This is a genomic window from Gordonia sp. VNK1 (genome assembly GCF_040049135.1).
Classification (GTDB): Bacteria; Actinomycetota; Actinomycetes; order Mycobacteriales; family Mycobacteriaceae; genus Gordonia; species Gordonia oleivorans.
Genome location: NZ_JBDZDJ010000015.1, coordinates 110,398 through 129,658, shown reverse-complemented (window position 1 = coordinate 129,658; position 19,261 = coordinate 110,398). Strand labels below are relative to the sequence as shown.

Annotated in this window: 19 protein-coding genes; 11 read left to right on the top strand and 8 right to left on the bottom strand. The window is 67.9% G+C overall.

Annotation, left to right across the window (positions count from 1 at the left end):
- Positions 1 to 207: 207 nt before the first annotated feature.
- Entirely contained in the window at positions 208 to 951 is a 744-nt protein-coding gene (locus ABLE94_RS18210; RefSeq protein ID WP_348809457.1) for an SDR family oxidoreductase, read from the bottom strand.
- 101 nt (positions 952 to 1,052) lie between these two features.
- Here ABLE94_RS18210 and ABLE94_RS18205 point away from each other — a divergent pair, with 101 nt between their 5' ends.
- Positions 1,053 to 1,889, top strand: coding sequence for a helix-turn-helix transcriptional regulator (locus ABLE94_RS18205; RefSeq protein ID WP_348809456.1), 837 nt, complete (start codon positions 1,053 to 1,055; stop codon positions 1,887 to 1,889).
- Positions 1,890 to 1,901: 12 nt separating this feature from the next.
- Here ABLE94_RS18205 and ABLE94_RS18200 read toward each other — a convergent pair whose 3' ends face one another.
- A complete protein-coding gene (locus tag ABLE94_RS18200; protein ID WP_348809455.1) occupies positions 1,902 to 3,716 on the bottom strand; it encodes an MFS transporter in 1,815 nt (604 codons plus the stop codon).
- A gap of 64 nt (positions 3,717 to 3,780) precedes the next feature.
- Positions 3,781 to 4,254, bottom strand: a complete 474-nt coding sequence (locus tag ABLE94_RS18195) for a MarR family winged helix-turn-helix transcriptional regulator (protein WP_348804396.1) — start codon at positions 4,252 to 4,254, stop codon at positions 3,781 to 3,783.
- A 142-nt stretch (positions 4,255 to 4,396) separates the two neighbouring features.
- On the opposite strand from ABLE94_RS18195, the gene ABLE94_RS18190 reads away from it, so the two are divergent.
- Positions 4,397 to 5,041: an SDR family oxidoreductase gene (locus ABLE94_RS18190; RefSeq protein ID WP_348804395.1), complete on the top strand. Its 645-nt coding sequence runs from the start codon at positions 4,397 to 4,399 to the stop codon at positions 5,039 to 5,041.
- 79 nt (positions 5,042 to 5,120) lie between these two features.
- Entirely contained in the window at positions 5,121 to 6,473 is a 1,353-nt protein-coding gene (locus tag ABLE94_RS18185; RefSeq protein WP_348809460.1) for an FAD-binding oxidoreductase, read from the top strand.
- 21 nt (positions 6,474 to 6,494) lie between these two features.
- Here the strand turns inward: ABLE94_RS18185 and ABLE94_RS18180 are convergent, their stop codons facing one another.
- Positions 6,495 to 7,109 (bottom strand): cysteine hydrolase family protein, encoded by a 615-nt coding sequence (locus tag ABLE94_RS18180; RefSeq protein WP_348809454.1) that lies wholly within the window; start codon positions 7,107 to 7,109, stop codon positions 6,495 to 6,497.
- Positions 7,110 to 7,238: 129 nt separating this feature from the next.
- On the opposite strand from ABLE94_RS18180, the gene malQ reads away from it, so the two are divergent.
- On the top strand, positions 7,239 to 9,401 hold the full coding sequence (gene malQ, locus ABLE94_RS18175; RefSeq protein WP_348809453.1) for a 4-alpha-glucanotransferase: 2,163 nt from the start codon (positions 7,239 to 7,241) through the stop codon (positions 9,399 to 9,401).
- A 13-nt stretch (positions 9,402 to 9,414) separates the two neighbouring features.
- Here the strand turns inward: malQ and ABLE94_RS18170 are convergent, their stop codons facing one another.
- Positions 9,415 to 10,617: an MFS transporter gene (locus tag ABLE94_RS18170; RefSeq protein ID WP_348804392.1), complete on the bottom strand. Its 1,203-nt coding sequence runs from the start codon at positions 10,615 to 10,617 to the stop codon at positions 9,415 to 9,417.
- A 98-nt stretch (positions 10,618 to 10,715) separates the two neighbouring features.
- On the opposite strand from ABLE94_RS18170, the gene ABLE94_RS18165 reads away from it, so the two are divergent.
- The 3 genes from ABLE94_RS18165 to ABLE94_RS18155 all read left to right on the top strand — a co-directional run bounded on the left by ABLE94_RS18165 (position 10,716) and on the right by ABLE94_RS18155 (position 14,519).
- A complete protein-coding gene (locus ABLE94_RS18165; protein ID WP_348804391.1) occupies positions 10,716 to 11,900 on the top strand; it encodes an ATP-grasp domain-containing protein in 1,185 nt (394 codons plus the stop codon).
- Between the two features lie 87 nt (positions 11,901 to 11,987).
- Positions 11,988 to 13,469 carry a flavin-containing monooxygenase gene (locus tag ABLE94_RS18160; RefSeq protein ID WP_348809452.1) on the top strand — a complete coding sequence of 494 codons (1,482 nt, stop codon included), beginning with the start codon at positions 11,988 to 11,990 and terminating at the stop codon, positions 13,467 to 13,469.
- Positions 13,470 to 13,508: 39 nt separating this feature from the next.
- Positions 13,509 to 14,519, top strand: a complete 1,011-nt coding sequence (locus ABLE94_RS18155) for a zinc-binding alcohol dehydrogenase family protein (RefSeq protein WP_348809451.1) — start codon at positions 13,509 to 13,511, stop codon at positions 14,517 to 14,519.
- Positions 14,520 to 14,546: 27 nt separating this feature from the next.
- Here ABLE94_RS18155 and ABLE94_RS18150 read toward each other — a convergent pair whose 3' ends face one another.
- The gene (locus ABLE94_RS18150) at positions 14,547 to 15,314 is read right to left on the bottom strand and encodes an SOS response-associated peptidase (RefSeq protein ID WP_348809450.1); all 768 of its coding nucleotides are present in this window, start codon (positions 15,312 to 15,314) and stop codon (positions 14,547 to 14,549) included.
- A 47-nt stretch (positions 15,315 to 15,361) separates the two neighbouring features.
- The gene (gene ybaK, locus ABLE94_RS18145) at positions 15,362 to 15,853 is read right to left on the bottom strand and encodes a Cys-tRNA(Pro) deacylase (RefSeq protein ID WP_348809449.1); all 492 of its coding nucleotides are present in this window, start codon (positions 15,851 to 15,853) and stop codon (positions 15,362 to 15,364) included.
- Positions 15,854 to 16,050: 197 nt separating this feature from the next.
- Here ybaK and ABLE94_RS18140 point away from each other — a divergent pair, with 197 nt between their 5' ends.
- Positions 16,051 to 16,884 carry a sigma-70 family RNA polymerase sigma factor gene (locus tag ABLE94_RS18140; RefSeq protein WP_425476238.1) on the top strand — a complete coding sequence of 278 codons (834 nt, stop codon included), beginning with the start codon at positions 16,051 to 16,053 and terminating at the stop codon, positions 16,882 to 16,884.
- The gene (gene rsrA / locus ABLE94_RS18135) at positions 16,881 to 17,195 is read left to right on the top strand and encodes a mycothiol system anti-sigma-R factor (RefSeq protein WP_348809448.1); all 315 of its coding nucleotides are present in this window, start codon (positions 16,881 to 16,883) and stop codon (positions 17,193 to 17,195) included. The genes ABLE94_RS18140 and rsrA overlap by 4 nt, the downstream gene beginning before the upstream one ends.
- A 100-nt stretch (positions 17,196 to 17,295) precedes the next feature.
- On the opposite strand, the gene ABLE94_RS26465 is transcribed toward rsrA, so the two are convergent.
- Entirely contained in the window at positions 17,296 to 17,370 is a 75-nt protein-coding gene (locus tag ABLE94_RS26465) for a 50S ribosomal protein bL37 (protein WP_373279550.1), read from the bottom strand.
- 112 nt (positions 17,371 to 17,482) lie between these two features.
- Here ABLE94_RS26465 and ABLE94_RS18130 point away from each other — a divergent pair, with 112 nt between their 5' ends.
- Together ABLE94_RS18130 and ABLE94_RS18125 are read left to right on the top strand one after the other, a co-directional pair.
- Entirely contained in the window at positions 17,483 to 17,698 is a 216-nt protein-coding gene (locus tag ABLE94_RS18130; RefSeq protein WP_348809447.1) for a biotin/lipoyl-binding carrier protein, read from the top strand.
- 12 nt (positions 17,699 to 17,710) lie between these two features.
- Positions 17,711 to 19,225 (top strand): sensor histidine kinase, encoded by a 1,515-nt coding sequence (locus ABLE94_RS18125; RefSeq protein ID WP_348809446.1) that lies wholly within the window; start codon positions 17,711 to 17,713, stop codon positions 19,223 to 19,225.
- Positions 19,226 to 19,261: the final 36 nt, after the last annotated feature.

The window sequence follows — 19,261 nt, the reverse complement described above, 5'->3', positions numbered from 1 at the left end:
CGACGGCCCCCACACCCTCGACATCCGCACCCCCACCGGCCACACCTACCGCAGCATCGCACCACCGCTCATCAGACCCCAACCCCCGGCGCCACAACCAGCACACCCCCACCCACCCATCCGCCACAGACCACGCCGAACCACCCGCAACCGCGCCACCACCCGTAGACGACTGCGATCACCGATCTGAGGGTGCAGGGGGATGAGTCAGTGCAGCCGGGCCAGTGCGCCCATCATGTCCCGGCGCGTTCCGTCGGCCTCCGAGTACCGCAGGGCCTTGACGCGTTCGACGAGGATCTCGTCGGTGGCGTCGGGCAGCAGTGTCAGCACCTCGTCGACGAAGTCGGACAGCGGCATGGCCCACTCGGCCTCCGCCTGACCGGGCATCAGGTCGGTCGCCACCGCCGGCGGAACCAGTTCGAGGACGCTGATCCCGTTGGGCGCCAACTGCATTCGTAGGGAGTCGGTGAAGGAGTGGATGGCCGCCTTGGTGGCGCTGTAGGTGGGGGTGGTGGCCATCGGGGTGAAGGCGAGTCCCGAGGACACCGTGATGATGGTGGCGCCCGGTGTCCCCGAAAGGAAGTCGGTGAACGCCGCGACCAGGCGGAGGGGACCGAGGATGTTGGTGGTCACCTCCGCGACCGCGGTGTCGAGGAATGACGGGTCGGTGAGATCTTCGGCGCGCATGATGCCGGCCATCGCGATGAGGACATTGGTGTCGGGGAATCGGGTCTGCACCTCGGTACTCGCCCGCATGATGTCGTCGGCGTCCGCGGTGTCGATGCGAACAGTCTCGATACCCGGATGGGCCGCGGCGATCTCGTCCATCAGTGCGGTGCGTCGACCGCCGATGATGACGGTGTTGCCCCGCTCGTGGAGTCGCAGTGCGAGGGCGAGCCCGATACCCGAGGTGGCGCCGGGGATGAAGATGGTGTTGTCGGTGAGGTTCATGACTCCACTTCATCGCGCTCACCGACCGGCCACCAGGCCGCAGTCATCCAGGGACCGCCGATCCCTGGGCGGGGTCGCGGCGACCGGGTAACAGTGGAGTCATGACGTCCATCGACCGTGCGGGCCTCGCGCAGTTCCTGCGTGCCCGGCGCGAAGCCCTGCAACCCGCCGACGTGGGTCTGCCGCCCGGCGCGCGACGTCGGGCACCCGGACTGCGGCGCGAGGAGGTCGCGGCGCTCGCCGGAATGTCCACCGACTACTACAGCCGGCTCGAACAGCAACGCGGACCGCATCCGTCGGATCAGATGGTCGCCGCCATCGCGCAGGCGATGCACCTCGGTCTCGACGAGCGCGACCACCTGTTCCGGCTCGCCGGGTTGAACGCGCCCGACCGGGTGGGCCGCGACGATCATGTCAGTCCCGGCATGATGCGCATCGTCGACCGGCTCGCCGACACCCCGGCGATGGTGGTCAACGGTGCGGGGGAGACGTTGCGGCAGACGGCAATGGCGGTGGCGTTGCTCGGTGACGATTCGGTGCTGACCGGGTATCGGCGCAGCATCGTCTACCGATGGTTCACCGACCCGCAGACGCGCGGTCGATTTCCGGCCGAGGATCACGATCATCACGCCGCCGCCCACACCGCACGCCTGCGGGCCGCCGTCACCCGCGACGGGCCGCGCTCGCGGGCCGCGGAGATCGCCGATGCGCTGCGTCGCGAAAGTGCGGCGTTCGCCGAACTCTGGGACCGGCACGACGTCGCAACCTCACTCGCCGACACCGAGAAGCGGATCGTGCATCCGCAACTCGGACTCATCGAGGTGTTCTGTCAGACACTCCTCGATCCGGACACCGCGCAGATCCTGCTGGTCTACACGGCCGTACCGGGCAGCGACAGTCACGAGAAGCTGGCGATGCTGTCGGCGGTCAGCGGCTGAGTCCGGACGCGCCTACCGGCGTCCCGCGGGTTCCTGATCGACGATGTCGTCGACCACCAACTCCGAGGGGGCCTCGCCGGAGGCGTCGGCGGCCACGGCGGCGAGTTCCTCGCCGAGCGACTCCGCGGGTTCGTCGACAGACTCCGGGACCGATGTCTTGGAGCCGGTGAACAGGCAGGCGACGGCACCGATCAGGCAGCACACCAGGGCGAAGGTGAAGGCCGCGGTCAGACCGTCGGAGAACGGATCGCTGATCAGGTGCGGGAAGAACTCGAGACCGGTGAGGTGATCGATGCTGGCCTGCGGCAGACCCTGTAGCGCCTGGCCACCGACCTCCTGGATCGGGTTGACGCCCAGGAACGCCGCGAACAGGATGCCGACCGTGGGCAGGTGCGCGATGGAGTCGGCCGGTGCCGAGGGCATTCCGCCGGCGGTGAGGCCGTCGTACATCGCGGTGGGCAGATGCTCGCTGAGACCGGCGATCATCATCGAGAAGAACAGCCCGATGGACAGCACCATCGCCGCGTTCTGGAAGGTCGTCATCATGCCGGCGCCGGAGCCGCGGGAGGTGATCGGCAGGCTGTTCATCACCTCGGCACGGTTCGGCGAGGCGAACAGGCCCATACCGATGCCGTTGATGAGCAGGATCAGTGCGAACACCCAGTAGCTGAAGTCAACCGGGATCGCGATCAGGCCGGCGAACGTCCCGGCGGTGATCAGCATGCCGATGGTGGTGAACCACTTGGTGCCCAGCTTGTCCGACAGGGCGCCGGACACCGGTGCACTGAGCAGGAAGCCGACAGTCATCGGGACCATGTAGATACCGGCCCACAGCGGGGTCTTGGTGTAGTCGTAGCCGTGCTGCGGCAGCCAGATGCCCTGCAGCCAGATGATCAAGATGAACTGCAGACCACCACGCCCGATGGACGCCATCAGGTTCGCGATGTTGCCGAAGGTGAAGGAACGGTTCTTGAACAGCGACAGCTCGAACAGTGGGCTGTCCACCCGGGTCTCGATGATGACGAACGCGGCCAGCATCAGCGCACCGCCGATCAGTGCGGCCAGCACCCAGGGATTGCCCCAGCCCATGTTGGAGGTGCCGTAGGGCTGGATGCCGTAGGTGATGCCGACGAGGATCGCGACGAGGCCGATGGCGAAGGTGGTGTTACCCCACCAGTCCATCTTGGCCTTGCGGCGGACGCCGGTGTCGCGCAGCTTCAGGTACGCCCAGATGGTGCCGATGACGCCGAACGGGACCGAGACCAGGAAGATGTAGTGCCACTGGATCGGGGCGAGCAGGCCGCCGATGATCAGGCCCAGGAAGGAGCCGGCGATGGCCGCGACGCCGTTGATGCCCATGGCCAGACCACGCTGATTGGCCGGGAAGGCGTCGGTGAGGATGGCCGAGGAGTTGGCCATCAGGAATGCACCACCGATGCCCTGGATGATGCGCCAGAAGATCAGCCAGATGGCCGCTTCGGGACCGTCGAACCAGGTGATGGCGAGGAAGATCGACGACACGGTGAAGATGGCGAAGCCCATGTTGTACATCCGGGCGCGCCCGAACATGTCACCGAGCCGGCCGAAGCTCACCACGAGAACCGCGGTGACGACGAGGAATCCCATCATCATCCAGAGCAGGTAGCTGGTGTTGCCCGGCTCCAGCGGATTGAGGTTGATGCCCTTGAAGATATCGGGCAGCGCGATCAGCACGATTGAGCTGTTGATCGTCGCGATCAACATGCCGAGGGTGGTGTTGGACAGGGCGATCCACTTGTAGTGGGGCCCGAGATCGGAAGCCGTGGGGGCCGCGGTGGCGGCGGTCATGGTGTCTCCTGACGTGGTGGGGCTGGGTCGGCTGACGGGGCGTGGCGTCACTCGTCGGATCGCGTCATCGATCGACTCCGAGCGTGGAGCACTCGCCGTCGGTCAGGACGTCGGCGAGGGCGGCGATGCCGCGGGTGAGTTCGGCGCGGGTCTGCGGGTCGAGACGGTCCAGCGCGTCCGCGAGCATCAGCGCCTTCTTCGACTTGGCGTGGTTGATGAGTTCGGTGCCGGCCGGGGTCGCGGCGAGCTGGCGGGCCCGTCCGTCGTCGGGGTCGGGGAGCCGTTCGACGTAACCGCCCTGTTCGAGGTTGCCCACGATCCGTGACATCGTCGGCAGTGAGACCGATTCGCGTTCGGCCAGCGCGGAGAGGCGAAGTGGGCCGTGGTTGATGATCGTCCACAGTGCCGAGGCGACCCCGGCGCTGAGGTTTCCCTGCCCGCCGGCCCGCAACGCCCGTGTGATGCGCACCCACTGGTGGTAGAGCACGGCGACATCGACCGTCGGCGCGGTGCGCAGTTCATCGGTGGATGCGGACATGGCGGACGCCTTTCGGTGGGTGGGATACCGAGAAATATAGTTGCTTGTTGCTAAGTAATCGAATGGTAAAGCGGACTACAGGTCCGGATCGCTACGTTGGGAGATACGCAGACATTCATCGACGACGACGAAGTGAGGCGACATGACACAGGTAGTGATCATCGGAGGACACGGCAAGATCGCGTTGCGGCTGGCCCGCATCCTGACCGGACGCGGCGACTCGGTGACCTCGGTGATCCGGACGGAATCGCAGGTCGACGACGTCGCGGCCACCGGCGCGAGCCCCGTGGTGGCGGACGTGGAGAACCTGGACACCGCGTCGATCGCGTCGGTGCTGGCCGGACACGACGTCATCGTGTGGTCGGCCGGGGCCGGTGGTGGCGACCCGGCCCGCACTTACGCCGTCGACCGCGATGCGGCGATCCGCACCATCGACGCCGCATCCTCGGCCGGAGTGAATCGTTTCGTGATGGTGTCCTACTACGGTGCCGGACCAGATCACGGTGTGCCGGAGGAGAATTCGTTCTTCGCCTACGCCGAGGCCAAGGCCGCCGCGGACACACATCTGAAGGACTCGCCACTGCAGTGGACGATCCTCGGGCCGTCGCGGCTCACCGACGAACCCGGTTCGGGCCGCGTCGAGGTCGGTGGCGGGGTCGACTCGAAGGGTGAGGTGAGCCGGGACAATGTGGCGCAGGTCGCCGCCGCGGTGATCGCGGCACCGGACACCGTCGGCAAGGTCATCGAATTCAACGACGGCGACGTTCCGGTGACCGAGGCGATCTGAGGACATCCGACTCCTCCGCACGAGTGGCCCCGGCGTCGATAATGGAGAGGTGACCATCAACCCGAGTGTCCTCGATCGGATGCGTTCTATCGTCGGCGATGCCAACGTCCTCACCGACCCCGACGCGATGGCGGGGTATCTGACCGACTGGATGGGCCGCTACCACGGCCACGCCGACGCGGTGATCCGGCCGCGCACCACCGCCGAGGTCGCGGATGTCGTCGGAGAGTGTGCGGCACAACGGATTAGGATCTGCGTGCAGGGTGGCAACACCGGGCTGGTCGGCGGTTCGGTTCCGCCGCCGGAGGCTCCGGGCGACGACGGTCTCATCCTGTTGTCGACCGCACGCATGACCGACATCGACGACGTCGACGAGGTCGGCGCGACCGTCGGAGCGCAGGCCGGTGCCACCATCGCCGCGATCGATGCCCGCGCCGAGTCGGTGGGTCTGATGTTTCCCGTCGACCTGGCCTCCCGGGAGTCCGCGACGGCCGGCGGGGTGGTGTCGACCAATGCCGGCGGGGTGCGGATGATCCGGCACGGCAACACCCGCGCGCAGATCCTCGGGATAGAGGCGGTCCGCGCCGACGGGCAGGTGCTGCGACGCTGGTCGCCGTTGGTGAAAGACAATGTGGGATACGACATCCCGGGCCTCCTCGCCGGCAGCGAGGGAACCCTCGCGGTGATCACCGGGGTGCTGTTCCGGTTGGTCACCGCCGCCTCGGCCACCGTCGTGCTGGTGGCGGCGCACGATCGCGTCGACGACGCCATCGCCCTGATCGGTCAGGCCCGGGAGGCGGGCCTGACCGTGGAGGCCGCCGAACTGATGACGCAGGCGGGTCTGGACCTGGTGCACGAGCACGGAACCCGGCGGCCGGTGGCCACCCCGGCCCCGTACTATCTGCTGCTCGAGGTGTCCGGGGCCGGCGACCCCGAGGAACTGGTGGTCGACCTCCTCGAGAACGGCACCGGCATCGTCGACGCGGTGCTCGAACCCGGGCCGGCGCGGGCCCTGTGGGAGGTGCGTGAAAGCCACACCGAATCCATCGCCCGCTCCACCACCACACCGGTCGTCAAACTCGACGTGTCCTTCCCGATCCGGGAGTTGCCTGCCGCCGTCACCGAACTCGAGGCGTTGCCCGGCGAGCTCGATTTCGCCTGCCGCCCCATCCTTTTCGGGCATGTCGGCGACGGCAACGTACACGTCAATCTGCTCGACGTGCCGGTCGAGCACACCACCGAGGTCACCGACCGGGTGTTCACCATCGTCGCGGGTCACGGGGGCAGTATCAGTGCCGAACACGGGATCGGCCGCGCCAAGACCGCGTGGACACATCTGGGACGATCGCCGGTCGACCTCGCGGCCATGCGGGCGATCAAGGACGCACTCGACCCCGACGGGCTGCTCAACCCGGGAGTCATCTTCGGCTGAGCCGAACTGGGTGCGGGAGGCTCAGAGCGCGGCACTCACCTGCGTCGACTCCAGCGGATGCGAGAACATCGGGTAGTCGAAGGAGATCGCGTTGTCGTGTTCGGCCACCGACGTCGCGGCGGTGCAGTCGGTCAGGGTGATCACCCGATAGCCGTTCTCATACGCCGAGCGCATCGTCGACTCCACACAGCAGTTGGTGAGGAAGCCACCGAGGATCACCGTCTCGATTCCCTTGCTGCGCAGGATGAAATCGATGTTGGTGGAGGCGAAGGTGTCCAGGCCGCGTTTGCCCTCGACGACGATGTCGCCGTCGGCGGGTGTCAGATCGTCGACGATGCTCGCACCCCAGGTGCCCTTGACGAAGGCGTTACCGTCGACGACGCCCTTGAGGATGCCGTAGGGGTGGCGGGTGAGTTCCCCGTATCCGGGGGCGAAGGTGATCGGCGCGTGCATGATCGTCACCCCGGCGGCACGCGCGGCGTCGACGAGCGCGACGGTGTTGGCCAGCATGTCGGTCTTGTCCATCACCTCGGCCACCGCGTCGTGCAATACCCCGCCGTCGGAGGTGAATTCGTTCTGGAACTCGATGAGCACCAGTGCGGTGGTGGCGGGGTCGAGGGTGAGGGCGTCGGTCATGGTGATTCTCCTTCGCGCGATGCGGGGTGGCTCCCAGAAGACAATGCCGGGTGACCTGCGCCACAGTCAATGGAAGACCACGGAAACCCTTGGCGGCAAGCCGCGCGCGGACCCGTCGTCGGTGAGACGATGCAAGTCGTGACCGATCACGTGGATGCACGGTTGGCAGAGTTGGCGCGCCGCAGCGGAGTGGCCACCAGCTACGTGGGATGGGATTCCCTCGAACACACGGTGAGCGATCAGACTCTGAGGTCGGTGCTGACCGCCCTGGGCGTGGCCGTCGGCACCGACGAGGAGATCGAGCGGTCGATCGCCGAGTCGGAGGTGGCGCCCTGGCGGGATTTTCTCCCGCCGGTCACCGTGACCACCGAGGGCGCCGGCGACGTCTTCTGGGTCCATGTGCCACATGGCAATCCGCTCGATGTGCACATCACCACCGAATCCGGGGTGCAGCGTCGCCCGCATCAGGTCGATCACTGGTGGGAACCGGTCGAGGTCGACGGTGTCCTCACCGGACGTGCCAGCTTCACCGTGCCCACCGACCTCGAACCGGGCTATCACGAGATCGCCGCCACCGATCCGGCGGCCGGGCGCACCGAGACCACCCCACTCATCGTCACCCCGCGTCACCTCACCACCGCCGACGACCTGACCGGAGACCAGCGGTGGGGCCTGGCACTGCAGCTGTACTCGGTGCGGTCGGCGCGGTCGTGGGGCGTCGGGGACTTCGCCGACCTCGCCGAACTCGCCGCGTCCACGGCCAGCACCTACGGCGCCGACTTCATCCAGGTCAATCCGCTACACGCCGCCGAGCCGGTGCCCCCGGTGGAGAACTCCCCATACCTGCCGACGACGCGGCGGTTCGTCAATCCGCTCTACATCGCCGTCGTCGACATCCCGGAGGTGGCCGATCTGCCCAAACGGCACCGCAAACTGATCGACCGGCTGGCCAAAGGCTTCGTGGCCGACAATGTGTCGACCAAGAAGATCAAGCGCAACAAGGCATTTCGGGCCAAACTGACCGCGCTGGAATTGATCCACGAGGTGCCCCGACGCGCCGCCCGGGAGGCGTCGTACCGGGCGTTCCGGCGCCGCGAGGGTGACGGCCTCCTCGACTTCGCGACCTGGTGTGCGCTGGTGGAGGAGTTCGGTTCGGACAGTCCCAAATGGCAGGGGAAGCTGCGGGATCCCGCCTACGTGGCGCGCCAGCGTCGGCGACTGGCCACCCGCATCGAGTTCTACACCTGGCTGCAGTGGATCTGCGACGAACAACTCGCCGCCGCGCAGAAGGCGGCACGGTTGGCGGGCATGTCCATCGGGATCATCGCCGACCTCGCGGTCGGCGTCGGACGCGACAGCGCCGACGTCTGGATGCTCGGCGACGTCCTGGCCACCGGGGCGACGGTGGGGGCGCCGCCGGACGGATTCAATCAGCAGGGACAGAACTGGAATCAGCCGCCGTGGCACCCGAAGAAGCTCGCGGCGGCCGGGTACGCGCCGTACCGGGACATGCTGCGCACCGTCCTGCGGCACGCGGGCGGACTACGCGTCGACCACATCCTCGGACTGTTCCGGCTGTGGTGGATTCCCGACGGCGGGTCGGCCGCCGACGGCACCTACGTCCGCTACGACCACGACGCGTTGATCGGCATCCTCGCGCTCGAGGCGCAGCGCGCGGGTGCCGTCGTCATCGGCGAGGATCTCGGGGTGTTCGAACCCACGGTGCAGGACACCCTGCGTGACCGCGGAATCCTCGGCTGCTCGATCCTGTGGTTCGAGCACGGCCCGTACGCGCCGATCCCGCCGGAACGCTACCGGGAGCTGTGCCTGACCGCGGTCACCACCCACGACCTCCCACCGACGGTCGGATACCTGGCGGGCGACCACATCACGCTGCGCGCCGAGCTCGGCCTGCTCACCGAGAGCGAGGACGAGGATCGGGCACGTGAGGAACGTGACCGTGACGCGGTCCTCGCGATGGCGATCGAACGTGGACTGCTCGCACCCGACACCCCACTGACCGACAAGCACACGATCAACGCCCTGTACCAGCTGATCGCGGCGAGCCCGTCGGTGCTGCTCAGCGTCGCCCTGGTGGATGCGGTGGGCGAGCGGCGCATCCAGAATCAGCCCGGCACCGACGCCGATCAGTACCCCAACTGGTGCATCCCGCTGGCCGACGACGAGCGGCGTCCGGTGCTCGTCGAGGACCTGCCCGCCAATGCGCGGTTCGCGTCGCTGGTGGCCGCCCTCGAGGCGGTCGGCGTGGGCGGGGAGTCGGCCGGGGCCTGACCCGCCCCGCCGCTCAGTCGACGTCCGTGGCCCCGCGCCGGATGGCGATGGCAACCAGTGCGGCGGCGACGGCGCACAGCACCGCCACTCCGATGTTGAAGGCGATGCCCGTCGGGACCAGCCCCCACCGGGCGGCGGCGAGTCCCTGGGCGACGATCGGGATCGACAAGGCGACGTAGGCGACCACGAAGTAGGTGGAGGTGACCTCGGCCCGACGATCGGCCGGACTGGCCGCGACCACCGCGGCCAGGCCCTTGCTGAACGAGATGCCCTGCCCGGCACCGGAGATCACCGCACCGACGATGAGCAGCGGCAGGGACTCGGCGGCCAGCGCCCAGGCGATCACCCCCACCCCGACGGTCAGCGCCGCGCAACCGGCGATCAGGGCGGTCCCGGTGGGGGCGCGCCGCCCCACGATCTGGGTGAGGGCCGACGTGCCGAGCAGGATGGCGACGAGGGCGCCCGCCATGAAGTGATTGTCGATCCCGATGACGTGGGCGAGGAACGACGGTGCGACCGCGGTGAACGTCCCCAGCACCGCGAAGCCGGCGAAGGCCGCGATGGCCGGCCCGGTGAACACCGCACGCACCTGCGGTGGCACCGACAACCGCTGCACTCCCACGCGCGCACCGGGTGTCGGCCGTGCCGGTTCCGGGATGAACCAGATCGCGACCCCGACCACCAGCAGCAACGCGAGGTCGACGACGAAGACGGTGTGCAACGGTGACGGCGCGTACTGCGCGAGCACGCCGGCGAGCAGCGGTCCCAGGCCGAGCCCGCCGATGTTGGCGGCCGTGGCGATCGCCGGTGCCCGGAATCGCCAATTCGGCGGCGCGAGTTCGATCACCGCCGCGGTGGCGGTGCCGGTGTAGATCCCGGCCGACAACCCCGACACGATGCGGCCGACCAGGAGTTGACTCAGTCCGCCCGCGGCGAGAAAGACGATCGCGCTGATCGCCGAGAGCGCCACACCGGCGATCAGCAGTGGCCGGCGCCCGACGACGTCGGACCACCTGCCGAACACGATCAGCGCCGTGATGACGCCGGCGGCGTACACCGCGAAGATGATGGTCGTCGTGGCGACCCCGAAGTCCAGTTCGGCGCCGTAGATCGCATACAGCGGGGTGGGAAGAGTGGTTCCCAGCATCACCACCGCGAAGGCGGCGACCGCGGCGGCGAATGCGGCCGAGGGGCCGATCGTGCGGTGAGCGGGCATGCCTCATCCAAGCACGGGGTCTCGTCGATCTATTCCGGCACAGATTCAGACACGACGTGGCGCGGAGAAGGTCACCGGGTGCGCTAGCCTTCACAAACATGTCGACAGATCCGCGGATTCTCGCCACCACCTCCCGAACGCCCTTTGCCGTCGACGAGATCCACAAGCTCGGCGAGACCGGGCGATTCGTGGTCGCCTCCGACACCTTCCGCGCGGCCCCCGGCAGTCACTCGCGGGGCGCGAGCAAGCACGTGACGGTACCCGCACCCACGCAGGAGACCCTCGCCTTCGTCGACGCCGTCGTCGAGATCCTCGACGAGTATCAGATCAACTGGCTGCTGCCGATGTTCGAGGACGTCTTCTACCTCGCCGCACACCGGGATCGGCTCGCGCAGGGACGCGACATCGAACTGTTCTTCCCCGACCTGGAGACGTTGCGCCGGGTGCACGACAAGGTCAGCTTCACCGACCTGTGCCGCACCCTCGGCCTGCCCGTCGCCGAGACGATCACCGCGACCAGCCAGGACGAACTGCGGGCGGCCGCCGGGCACTGGGATCACTGGTTCGCCCGCGCCGCCTTCGGCCGTGGCGGCCTCGACATCGCCACCAACACCGGCCCGCTGGCCGGCGAGACCGATCTCGACGACATCCACCCCAGCGCCGACGACCCGTGGCTCGTGCAGGAGTTCCTCTCCGGCGTCGACCGCTGCAGCTGGAGCGTCGTCCACCACGGCGAGGTGGTGCTGCACTCCTGCTACGAGCATCCCCTCGCGATCGACAACCGCGGCGGCGTCATCTTCCAGTCCGTCGATTCGCCGGAGTCGCTGGAGACCGCGCAGCGCATCGCCCGGGAACTCAACTGGCACGGTCAACTCTCCTTCGACTACCTGATGACCGACGACGGTGTGCATCACATGGTGGAGTGCAATCCGCGTCCGACGGCCGGCTGCACCGTCGCCACCGCCGAGGAGTTCGACACCGCGCTGTTCAACCCGGGCGGGCTCGTCGTCGTACCGCCGGGCCGCAAGAAGATGATCAAGGCCGCCGTCATCCGCGACGCACTGATGCATCCGTCGCACGCCCGCGGCAACGTCGCCGCGGCCAAGGGCGCCAAGGGTGTCTACGACCAGCGCAAGGACCACATGCCGCTGCTGTATTCGGCGTTGTCGCTGCAGCACATCCTGGCCTACCGCAAACAGTTGGGTATCAACCGTCAGAAGGGTGAGACGCTCGTCGCGACCCAGTTCTTCGACGTGCTCTACGACGGTTCGCCGATCGCCTGACGCCGATCGCCGGGAGCCGGGGGGTTCCGGTCGGCGACCGCATCACGTTAGTGTGTCGTGGGTAACACGCAATCATGAGGTGATGGCATGGTCGTTGACCACGAGGTGGTGATCGTCGGCGCCGGATTCGGCGGGATCGGCGCCGCGATCGAATTCCGCCGGCTCGGCATCGAGGACTTCGTGATCCTCGAACGGGAGGACGATCTCGGCGGCACCTGGCATGTGAACCACTATCCGGGTCTCGCCGTCGACATCGCCTCGGCGACCTACTCCTACTCCTTCGAACCCAATCCGCGGTGGTCGCGGCTGTTCGCGCCCGGGCCCGAACTCAAGCGCTACGCGGCCGACGTCGCCGAGAAGTACGACCTCAAGCGGCGGATGGAATTCGGGACCGTCGTGGAACGGGCCGTCTGGGACGACGAGGCCGCGGCGTGGACGGTGTCGACCGCCGACGGCGCGCAGCGCACCTGCCGATACCTGGTCACCGCCACCGGCTTCCTCTCCCAACCCCACACCCCCGACTTCGACGGCCTCGACACCTTCGCCGGCACCATCGCCCACACCGCCGACTGGGATGACGACCTGGATCTGTCCGGCCGGCGCGTCGCGATCATCGGCACCGGCGCCACCGCGGTCCAGCTGATCCCGGAGGCGGCCCGAAAAGCGGTCCACCTCACCGTGTTCCAGCGCACGCCGATCTGGGTGGTGCCCAAGGTCGACTTTCCCATCCCACGTGGGGTGCAGAGCCTCTTCGCCCGTTTCCCGCTGACGCAGCGGGCTGTGCGCCTGGTGAACACCTCGATGCTGGAACTGCTGATGGTGGTCGGTGTGCTGCACTTCCGGCAGGCCCGCCTCGGCAACCGTGTCGCGGCCCTGTTGGCCAAGGCGCATCTGCGGGCGCAGGTGCCCGACGCCGGCCTTCGCCGGGCGCTGACGCCGGACTACGACTTCGGCTGCAAACGACCGACCTTCTCCAACACCTACTTTCGGTCCTTCACCCGCCCGAACGTGACCCTGGAGACCGGCGGCATCGGACACCTCGAACCGGACGCGATCATCACCGGCGACGGCCGGCGGATCGAGATCGACACCCTGGTGCTCGCCACCGGATTCGACCTGTGGGACACCAACTTCCCGGCCTTCGAGATCATCGGCCGCGACGGCGTCGATCTGGGCCGGTGGTGGCGCGACACCCGATTCCAGGCGTATCAGGGCATCACCATGCCGAGGTTCCCGAATCTGTTGTCGCTCAACAGTCCCTACTCCTACAGCGGACTGTCCTACTTCACCACCATCGAGGGACAGATGCGCCACATGGCGCGCCTCTTCGGTGAGTTGCGACGCCGGGGTGCGCAGACGTTCGAGGTCACCGAAGCGGCCAACGCCGAGTTCCTCGACGAGGTCACCGACCACCTGCAGTCCTCGGTCTTCTACCGGGGCGACTGCGCGTCGGCGCGCAGTTACTACTTCAATCACCAGGGGGAGGCCGCCCTGCTCCGGCCAAACTCCACCCTCACCACTCTGCGTCAGATGGAACGATTCCCGCTCGAGGACTACAGCTTTCGCTGACGGCTCGTGCTCGACGATGCACGGGACTACCGTGGCGTCATGCGCGCATGGGCAGTCAACCGTCCGGGGCCGATCGAGAGCGGACCGCTGGACCTGATCGAGCGGCCGGTACCCGAACCGGGTACCGGCGAACTGTTGGTCCGGGTACGTGTGTGCGGGGTGTGTCGCACCGACCTGCACGTCAGCGAGGGCGACCTGCCGGTCCATCGCGCCGGGGTGACACCGGGCCACGAGGTGGTCGGCGAGGTCGCCGGATTCGGCCCCGGCGCCGACACCGGTGAGTTCACGCTCGGTGATCGGGTCGGGGTGGCCTGGCTGCACCACACCGACGGCACCTGCGCCTACTGTCGCCGCGGCGCGGAAAACCTCTGTCCGGCATCCACATACACCGGATGGGACGTCGACGGTGGATACGCCGAGTTCACTACGGTTCCCACCGACTTCGCCTACCGCCTGCCCGACGACGTCGACGACGTGACACTCGCACCGTTGCTGTGCGCGGGGATCATCGGCTATCGCGCACTCAAGCGCGCCTCACTGCCGGAGGGTGGGCGGCTGGGCATCTACGGCTTCGGTGGCAGCGCGCACCTGGCCACGCAGATCGCGATAGCCCAGGGCGCCCGGGTGCACGTGATGACCCGCGGCGAGCAGGCCGCCGAACTCGCGCGGTCGCTGGGGGTCGCCTCGGTCAGCGGTGCCTACGACGCACCGCCAGAACCGCTCGACGCCGCGATCACCTTCGCCCCGGTCGGCGAGTTGGTGCCGGTCGCGATGGCCGCCCTCGACCGGGGTGGAGTGCTGTCGATCGCCGGAATCCACCTCACCGACATCCCGAAGCTCAACTATGAGCGGGAGTTGTTCTACGAGAAGGAGATCCGCTCGGTCACCGCGAACACCCGGGCCGACGGCCACGAATTCCTGCGCCTGGTCACCGAATACGGCATCACTGCGACCACCCATCCCTACCCACTGACCCGCGCCGACGAGGCCCTCGCCGACCTCAAGGCCGGGCGCTTCGACGGCGCCGCGGTGCTCGTCGCCGACGAGTGAGGCCGGGACGACGGATGGCGGTGTGCGCTACACCGGTTCGAGCAACTCCGGGGAATTGTTGGCGACCCGATTGACCAACGGTGACACCTCGCGGATCGTGATCGCGGCGGCCACCTCGGCGCTCGGCGGTGCGAACAGCTCGTCGGGGGCCCGGTGATCGGGATCGAGCCAGGCGTCCCAATGCGCATACGGCATGATCAGCGGCATCCGGTCATGCACCTGGACCAGATCGCCGACTGCGTCGGTGGTCAGGATCGAGCAACTCAGCAGGGGAGCGGCCGCCTCGTCGGTACGGTCGTGCCACACCGACCACAGGCCGGCCATGAACAGCCGGGTACCGTCGGCCGGCGACATGAAGAACGGCACCTTGGTGGGCTTGCCCTTCGTATCCGGCGGGCCCTTCTTCCACTCGTACCACCCGTCCATCGGGATCAGGCAGCGACGCGACTTCACCGACGACCGGAACGAACTCTTCTCACCCGCGCTCTCGGCGCGCGCGTTGAACAGCAACGGGCCCTTGCCGACCTCTTTTGCCCACGGCGGCACCAGACCCCAGCGCATCGCGCGGATGCGCAGCGTGGGGTCGTCATCGGGATGGTCATGGTCGTGCCGCTTGACCACCGACATCACCGTCGTGGTGGGGGCGACGTTGTAGTTGGGTCCCAGGGCCCGCGGTGCCGCACCGCCATCGGAGTCGCCCGTCGCGGCGTCCGGCGCCGCCGGCACCTCGTTGACGGCATCGATCTCGGCGGCGAGCTTGGCCGGGTCGGTGGTCACCGCATATCGTCCACACATGGGTCCATCGTGGCACGGGGTCCCGACACCCGCGGTGTCGTCGCTGGTCAGGCGCAGATGTCGGCGGTCACCGCGGCGGTCACCGACACCAGGTCGGCCGGTGCCAGGGCCACCTCGAGGCCGCGTCGTCCGGCGCTGCACAGGACCTTCGGCCAGGACAGCGCCGAGACGTCGACGACGGTGGGCAGTGCCGTGCGCTGACCGATCGGGGAGACCCCACCCAGGACGTACCCCGTGGAACGGGTCACCGCCTTGGCCTCACCCATCACCGCCTTACTCGCCCCCAACGCCGCCGCGGCCGCCTTCAACGACAGTTTCCGCGGCACCGGGATCACCGCGACCGCCAGGCCCGACCGGGATCCCGACAGTTCGATGACCAGGGTCTTGAACACCTGCTCGGCGGTGACGCCGAGCGCCTGCCCCAGCGCCTCGACGGCCTCGGATCCGTAGTTGTCGTTGCGCGGGTCGTGGGCGTAGCGGTGCACCTCGTGTGCGATGCCCGCCGCGACGAGCGCGGCGATGGCGGGGGTGGCGGCCACCGGGTTACCTCCTGGGTTCGGATGTCCGGCGCGGACCGAACATGTCTGGCACAGACCGGAACAATTGTCGCGTCGAGCCTGTTGTGACCACATGTCGGGGCACCTCGATTCGTCGGTGACGACGTCGGCGGCGCCCACCACACTGACCGGACACGGCGTCCGGCAACACACTCGATGCAGAGGAAGGCAGGTGGCCGGTGACCGCGGACATGCTCCTCGATCCCCCTCGCGAGCCGTTGGACGGGCTGCGCTCGGTAGACTTGATCGACATCATCGGGCAGCCGGAGGCGGTGCCCGCGAGCGTCAGCGTCGAAGGGATCGCAGTGACCGAAGCCGACCCAACCGAGCAGGAGCAGACCGACCAGGCCGCGGCTCCTGCTGCCGGTGCGCCGGCCGAAGGACCCGGATCCGCCGCGCCGCGCCGCGCCGATCCGAATGAATCGTCCCAGGACCTGACCGAGCGGTTCGAACGCGACGCGCTTCCGCTGCTCGACCAGATGTACGGCGCAGCACTGCGGATGACTCGGAATCCGGCCGACGCCGAAGACCTGGTGCAGGAGACCTACGTCAAGGCCTTCTCGGCATTCGCATCGTTCCGCGAGGGCACCAACCTCAAGGCGTGGCTCTATCGCATCCTGACCAACACCTACATCAACGGCTACCGCAAGAAGCAGCGGCAACCGGCGCAGTACCCGACCGACGAGATCACCGACTGGCAACTCGCCGCCACCGCCGAGCACACCTCGACGGGGCTGCGATCGGCGGAGATCGAGGCCCTCGACGCGCTCCCCGACGACGAGATCAAGGCAGCCCTGCAGGCGTTGCCGGAGGATTTCCGGATGGCCGTCTACTACGCCGACGTCGAAGGTCTTCCGTACAAGGAGATCGCCGAGATCATGGACACACCGATCGGGACCGTCATGTCGCGGCTGCACCGGGGACGCCGTCAGCTTCGGGAACTGCTGGCCGACGTCGCACGTGAACGCGGCTTCAACCGGTCGGCCACGGCGAAGAGCGAGGTGACCCAGTGAGCGAGAACACCACTACACCGGTACCCGACGACGACCCGGAGTTCACCTCGCTGGATTGCTCGGCGGTCATCGCCGACGTCTGGTTGCTGCTGGACAACGAATGCGACCCCGACGCGCGGGAGCGGCTCAAGTCGCATCTGGACAACTGCCCGTCGTGCCTGGCCCACTACGGCATCGAGAGCGACCTGAAGGCCCTGATCAACCGAAAGTGCGGAGGGGATCAGGCGCCGAAGGGCCTGCGTGACCGGCTGCGCGTCGAGATCCGCCGGACCGTCGTCGTCACCGAGACGCGGTACTCCACCGGGGAGTGACCACCGGGGAGTGACGGCACAAAAAACGCCCGGTCGGGAGTCGGTCGATCAGACCGGCGTCACCGTTCCGGGCGTTTTCCCGTGTCGCTGCGCAAGATGCTCAGGAGTTGGGGCGCCTGCCGTGATTGGCTGCGTTCTTCTTACGTGCGCGCTTTTTGCGTCCGCGCTTACCCATGGCGAGCCTCCTTCGTCGAAATGTGTACCCACCAGTGTCCCATGAGGTCGCCCGCATCCGAGAATCGGCCGGTGGTCGGGGCTCGCCCGCGCATCCCGGCTAGGTTGTCCCTATGGCAGAAGACGTCGTGGCCGAGATCGTCGCGAGCGTGATGGAGGTGCTGGTCACCGCGGGACAATCAGTCGACGTCGGTGACACGATCGTGCTCGTGGAGTCGATGAAGATGGAGATCCCGGTTCTCGCGGAGGAACCCGGTGTGATCGCCGAGGTCAAGGTCGCCGTCGGCGACGTCGTCCAAGCCGGCGACGTCATCGCCGTCTACCGGTGACCGCGGGCGCCCATGTCGACCCTGGCCGATCTGCTGGCCGAACACACCACACTCTCCGATCACGCCGCCGCCCATCTGCAGCGGCTGGTCGCCGAGTGGCAACTGGTCGCCGACCTGTCGTTCGCGGACTTCGTGTTGTCGGTGCGCACCGAATCCTCCGACATCGTCAGCGTGGCGCAATGCCGACCCAACACCGCCTCCACTGTCTTCCCCGCCGACGAGGTGGGTACCGTCGTCGACCCGGCCAAGAATCCGCAGGTGCCCCGTGCATTCGAGGAACGGCGGATTCTGCGTGACGAGGACCCGACGTGGTTCGGTGCGATGGCGATCCGGCGCGAGGCCGTGCCGGTGGGGTACGACGGCGCGGTGATCGGGGTGCTCACCCGTGCGGTGGACCTCACGCATCCGCGGTTGCCGTCGCCGCTGGAACTGGCCTATCAGGACTGCGCCAACGACCTCTGCCAGATGGTCTCCGACGGGACGTTCCCCCAACTGGAGGGAAATCCGCGTGGATTGTCGACGCCGCGCGCCGGAGACGGATTCGTGCGCGTCGACGCCCGCGGCATGGTGGTGTATTCGAGTCCGAACGCACTCTCGGCATTCCACCGGATGGGCTGGACCGCCGAACTCACCGGCGCGCGCCTGTCGGCGGTGACCGCCTCGCTGCTCACCGATCCCTTCGATTCCGAGGACGCCGCCCTCATGATCGACGCCGCGGCGGGTGTCAGCGCACCGCCGGCCGGCCCGTACCGCGACGTCGGGATGCGGATGGAGGCCGACGCCCGCCGTGCCTCGGTGTTGCTGCGTGCGGTGCCGCTGCGTCCCCGTGGAGAGAGCACCGGCGCGATTGTCCTGATCCGCGACGTCACCGAAGTCAAACGTCGCGATCTGGCCCTGATCAGCAAGGACGCCACGATCCGCGAGATCCATCACCGGGTCAAGAACAACCTGCAGTCGGTGTCGGCGCTCCTGCGTCTGCAGGCCCGGCGGACCAGTAACGCCGAGGCCCGTGCGGCCCTCACCGAGGCGGTGCGTCGCGTCGGTTCCATCGCCCTGGTGCACGAGTTGCTCTCCGGCAGTGTCGACGAGGAGGTCGATCTCGACGAAGCGGTCGATCGTCTGGTCCCCACGCTGGTCGACGTGGCCTCCGGGGAACGCCCGGTGATGGTGCGACGGGTAGATCGGTTGGGTGTGCTGGCCTCGGATCTCGCGATGCCGCTGGTGATGGTCCTCACCGAACTGATCCAGAATGCGATCGAGCACGGTTTTGCGGCCGAACGGCCCGACGCGCTGATCGAGATCCGAGCCGATCGTGATGTGCGGCGCCTGCGAATCCTGGTGCGTGACAACGGTTCGGGACTGCCCGAGGGATTCGACCTGGCGTCGTCGGACCGGCTGGGGTTGCGGATCGTGCAGACACTCGTGTCGATCGAGCTCGGCGGCGAGGTGTCGGCGGGACCCAACCCGGTCGGGGCGGGAACACAGGTGGAGATCACCGTGCCGCTGCGACGCGAGACAATGCGCTGAACACCAAAAAACCCGGCCGTGGCCGGGTCTTCTGGG

Coding starts and splice junctions, on each gene's coding strand:
- malQ (WP_348809453.1), top strand. CDS start 7,239: ATGCAAGTCGTGACCGATCACGTGGATGCACGGTTGGCAGAGTTGGCG.
- ABLE94_RS18155 (WP_348809451.1), top strand. CDS start 13,509: ATGCGCGCATGGGCAGTCAACCGTCCGGGGCCGATCGAGAGCGGACCG.
- ABLE94_RS18125 (WP_348809446.1), top strand. CDS start 17,711: ATGTCGACCCTGGCCGATCTGCTGGCCGAACACACCACACTCTCCGAT.
- ABLE94_RS18200 (WP_348809455.1), bottom strand. CDS start 3,716: ATGACCGCCGCCACCGCGGCCCCCACGGCTTCCGATCTCGGGCCCCAC.
- ABLE94_RS18195 (WP_348804396.1), bottom strand. CDS start 4,254: ATGTCCGCATCCACCGATGAACTGCGCACCGCGCCGACGGTCGATGTC.
- ABLE94_RS18205 (WP_348809456.1), top strand. CDS start 1,053: ATGACGTCCATCGACCGTGCGGGCCTCGCGCAGTTCCTGCGTGCCCGG.
- ABLE94_RS18185 (WP_348809460.1), top strand. CDS start 5,121: ATGCGTTCTATCGTCGGCGATGCCAACGTCCTCACCGACCCCGACGCG.
- ABLE94_RS18170 (WP_348804392.1), bottom strand. CDS start 10,617: ATGCCCGCTCACCGCACGATCGGCCCCTCGGCCGCATTCGCCGCCGCG.
- ABLE94_RS18210 (WP_348809457.1), bottom strand. CDS start 951: ATGAACCTCACCGACAACACCATCTTCATCCCCGGCGCCACCTCGGGT.
- ABLE94_RS18160 (WP_348809452.1), top strand. CDS start 11,988: ATGGTCGTTGACCACGAGGTGGTGATCGTCGGCGCCGGATTCGGCGGG.
- ABLE94_RS18165 (WP_348804391.1), top strand. CDS start 10,716: ATGTCGACAGATCCGCGGATTCTCGCCACCACCTCCCGAACGCCCTTT.
- ABLE94_RS18150 (WP_348809450.1), bottom strand. CDS start 15,314: ATGTGTGGACGATATGCGGTGACCACCGACCCGGCCAAGCTCGCCGCC.
- ABLE94_RS18130 (WP_348809447.1), top strand. CDS start 17,483: ATGGCAGAAGACGTCGTGGCCGAGATCGTCGCGAGCGTGATGGAGGTG.
- ABLE94_RS18180 (WP_348809454.1), bottom strand. CDS start 7,109: ATGACCGACGCCCTCACCCTCGACCCCGCCACCACCGCACTGGTGCTC.
- ABLE94_RS18190 (WP_348804395.1), top strand. CDS start 4,397: ATGACACAGGTAGTGATCATCGGAGGACACGGCAAGATCGCGTTGCGG.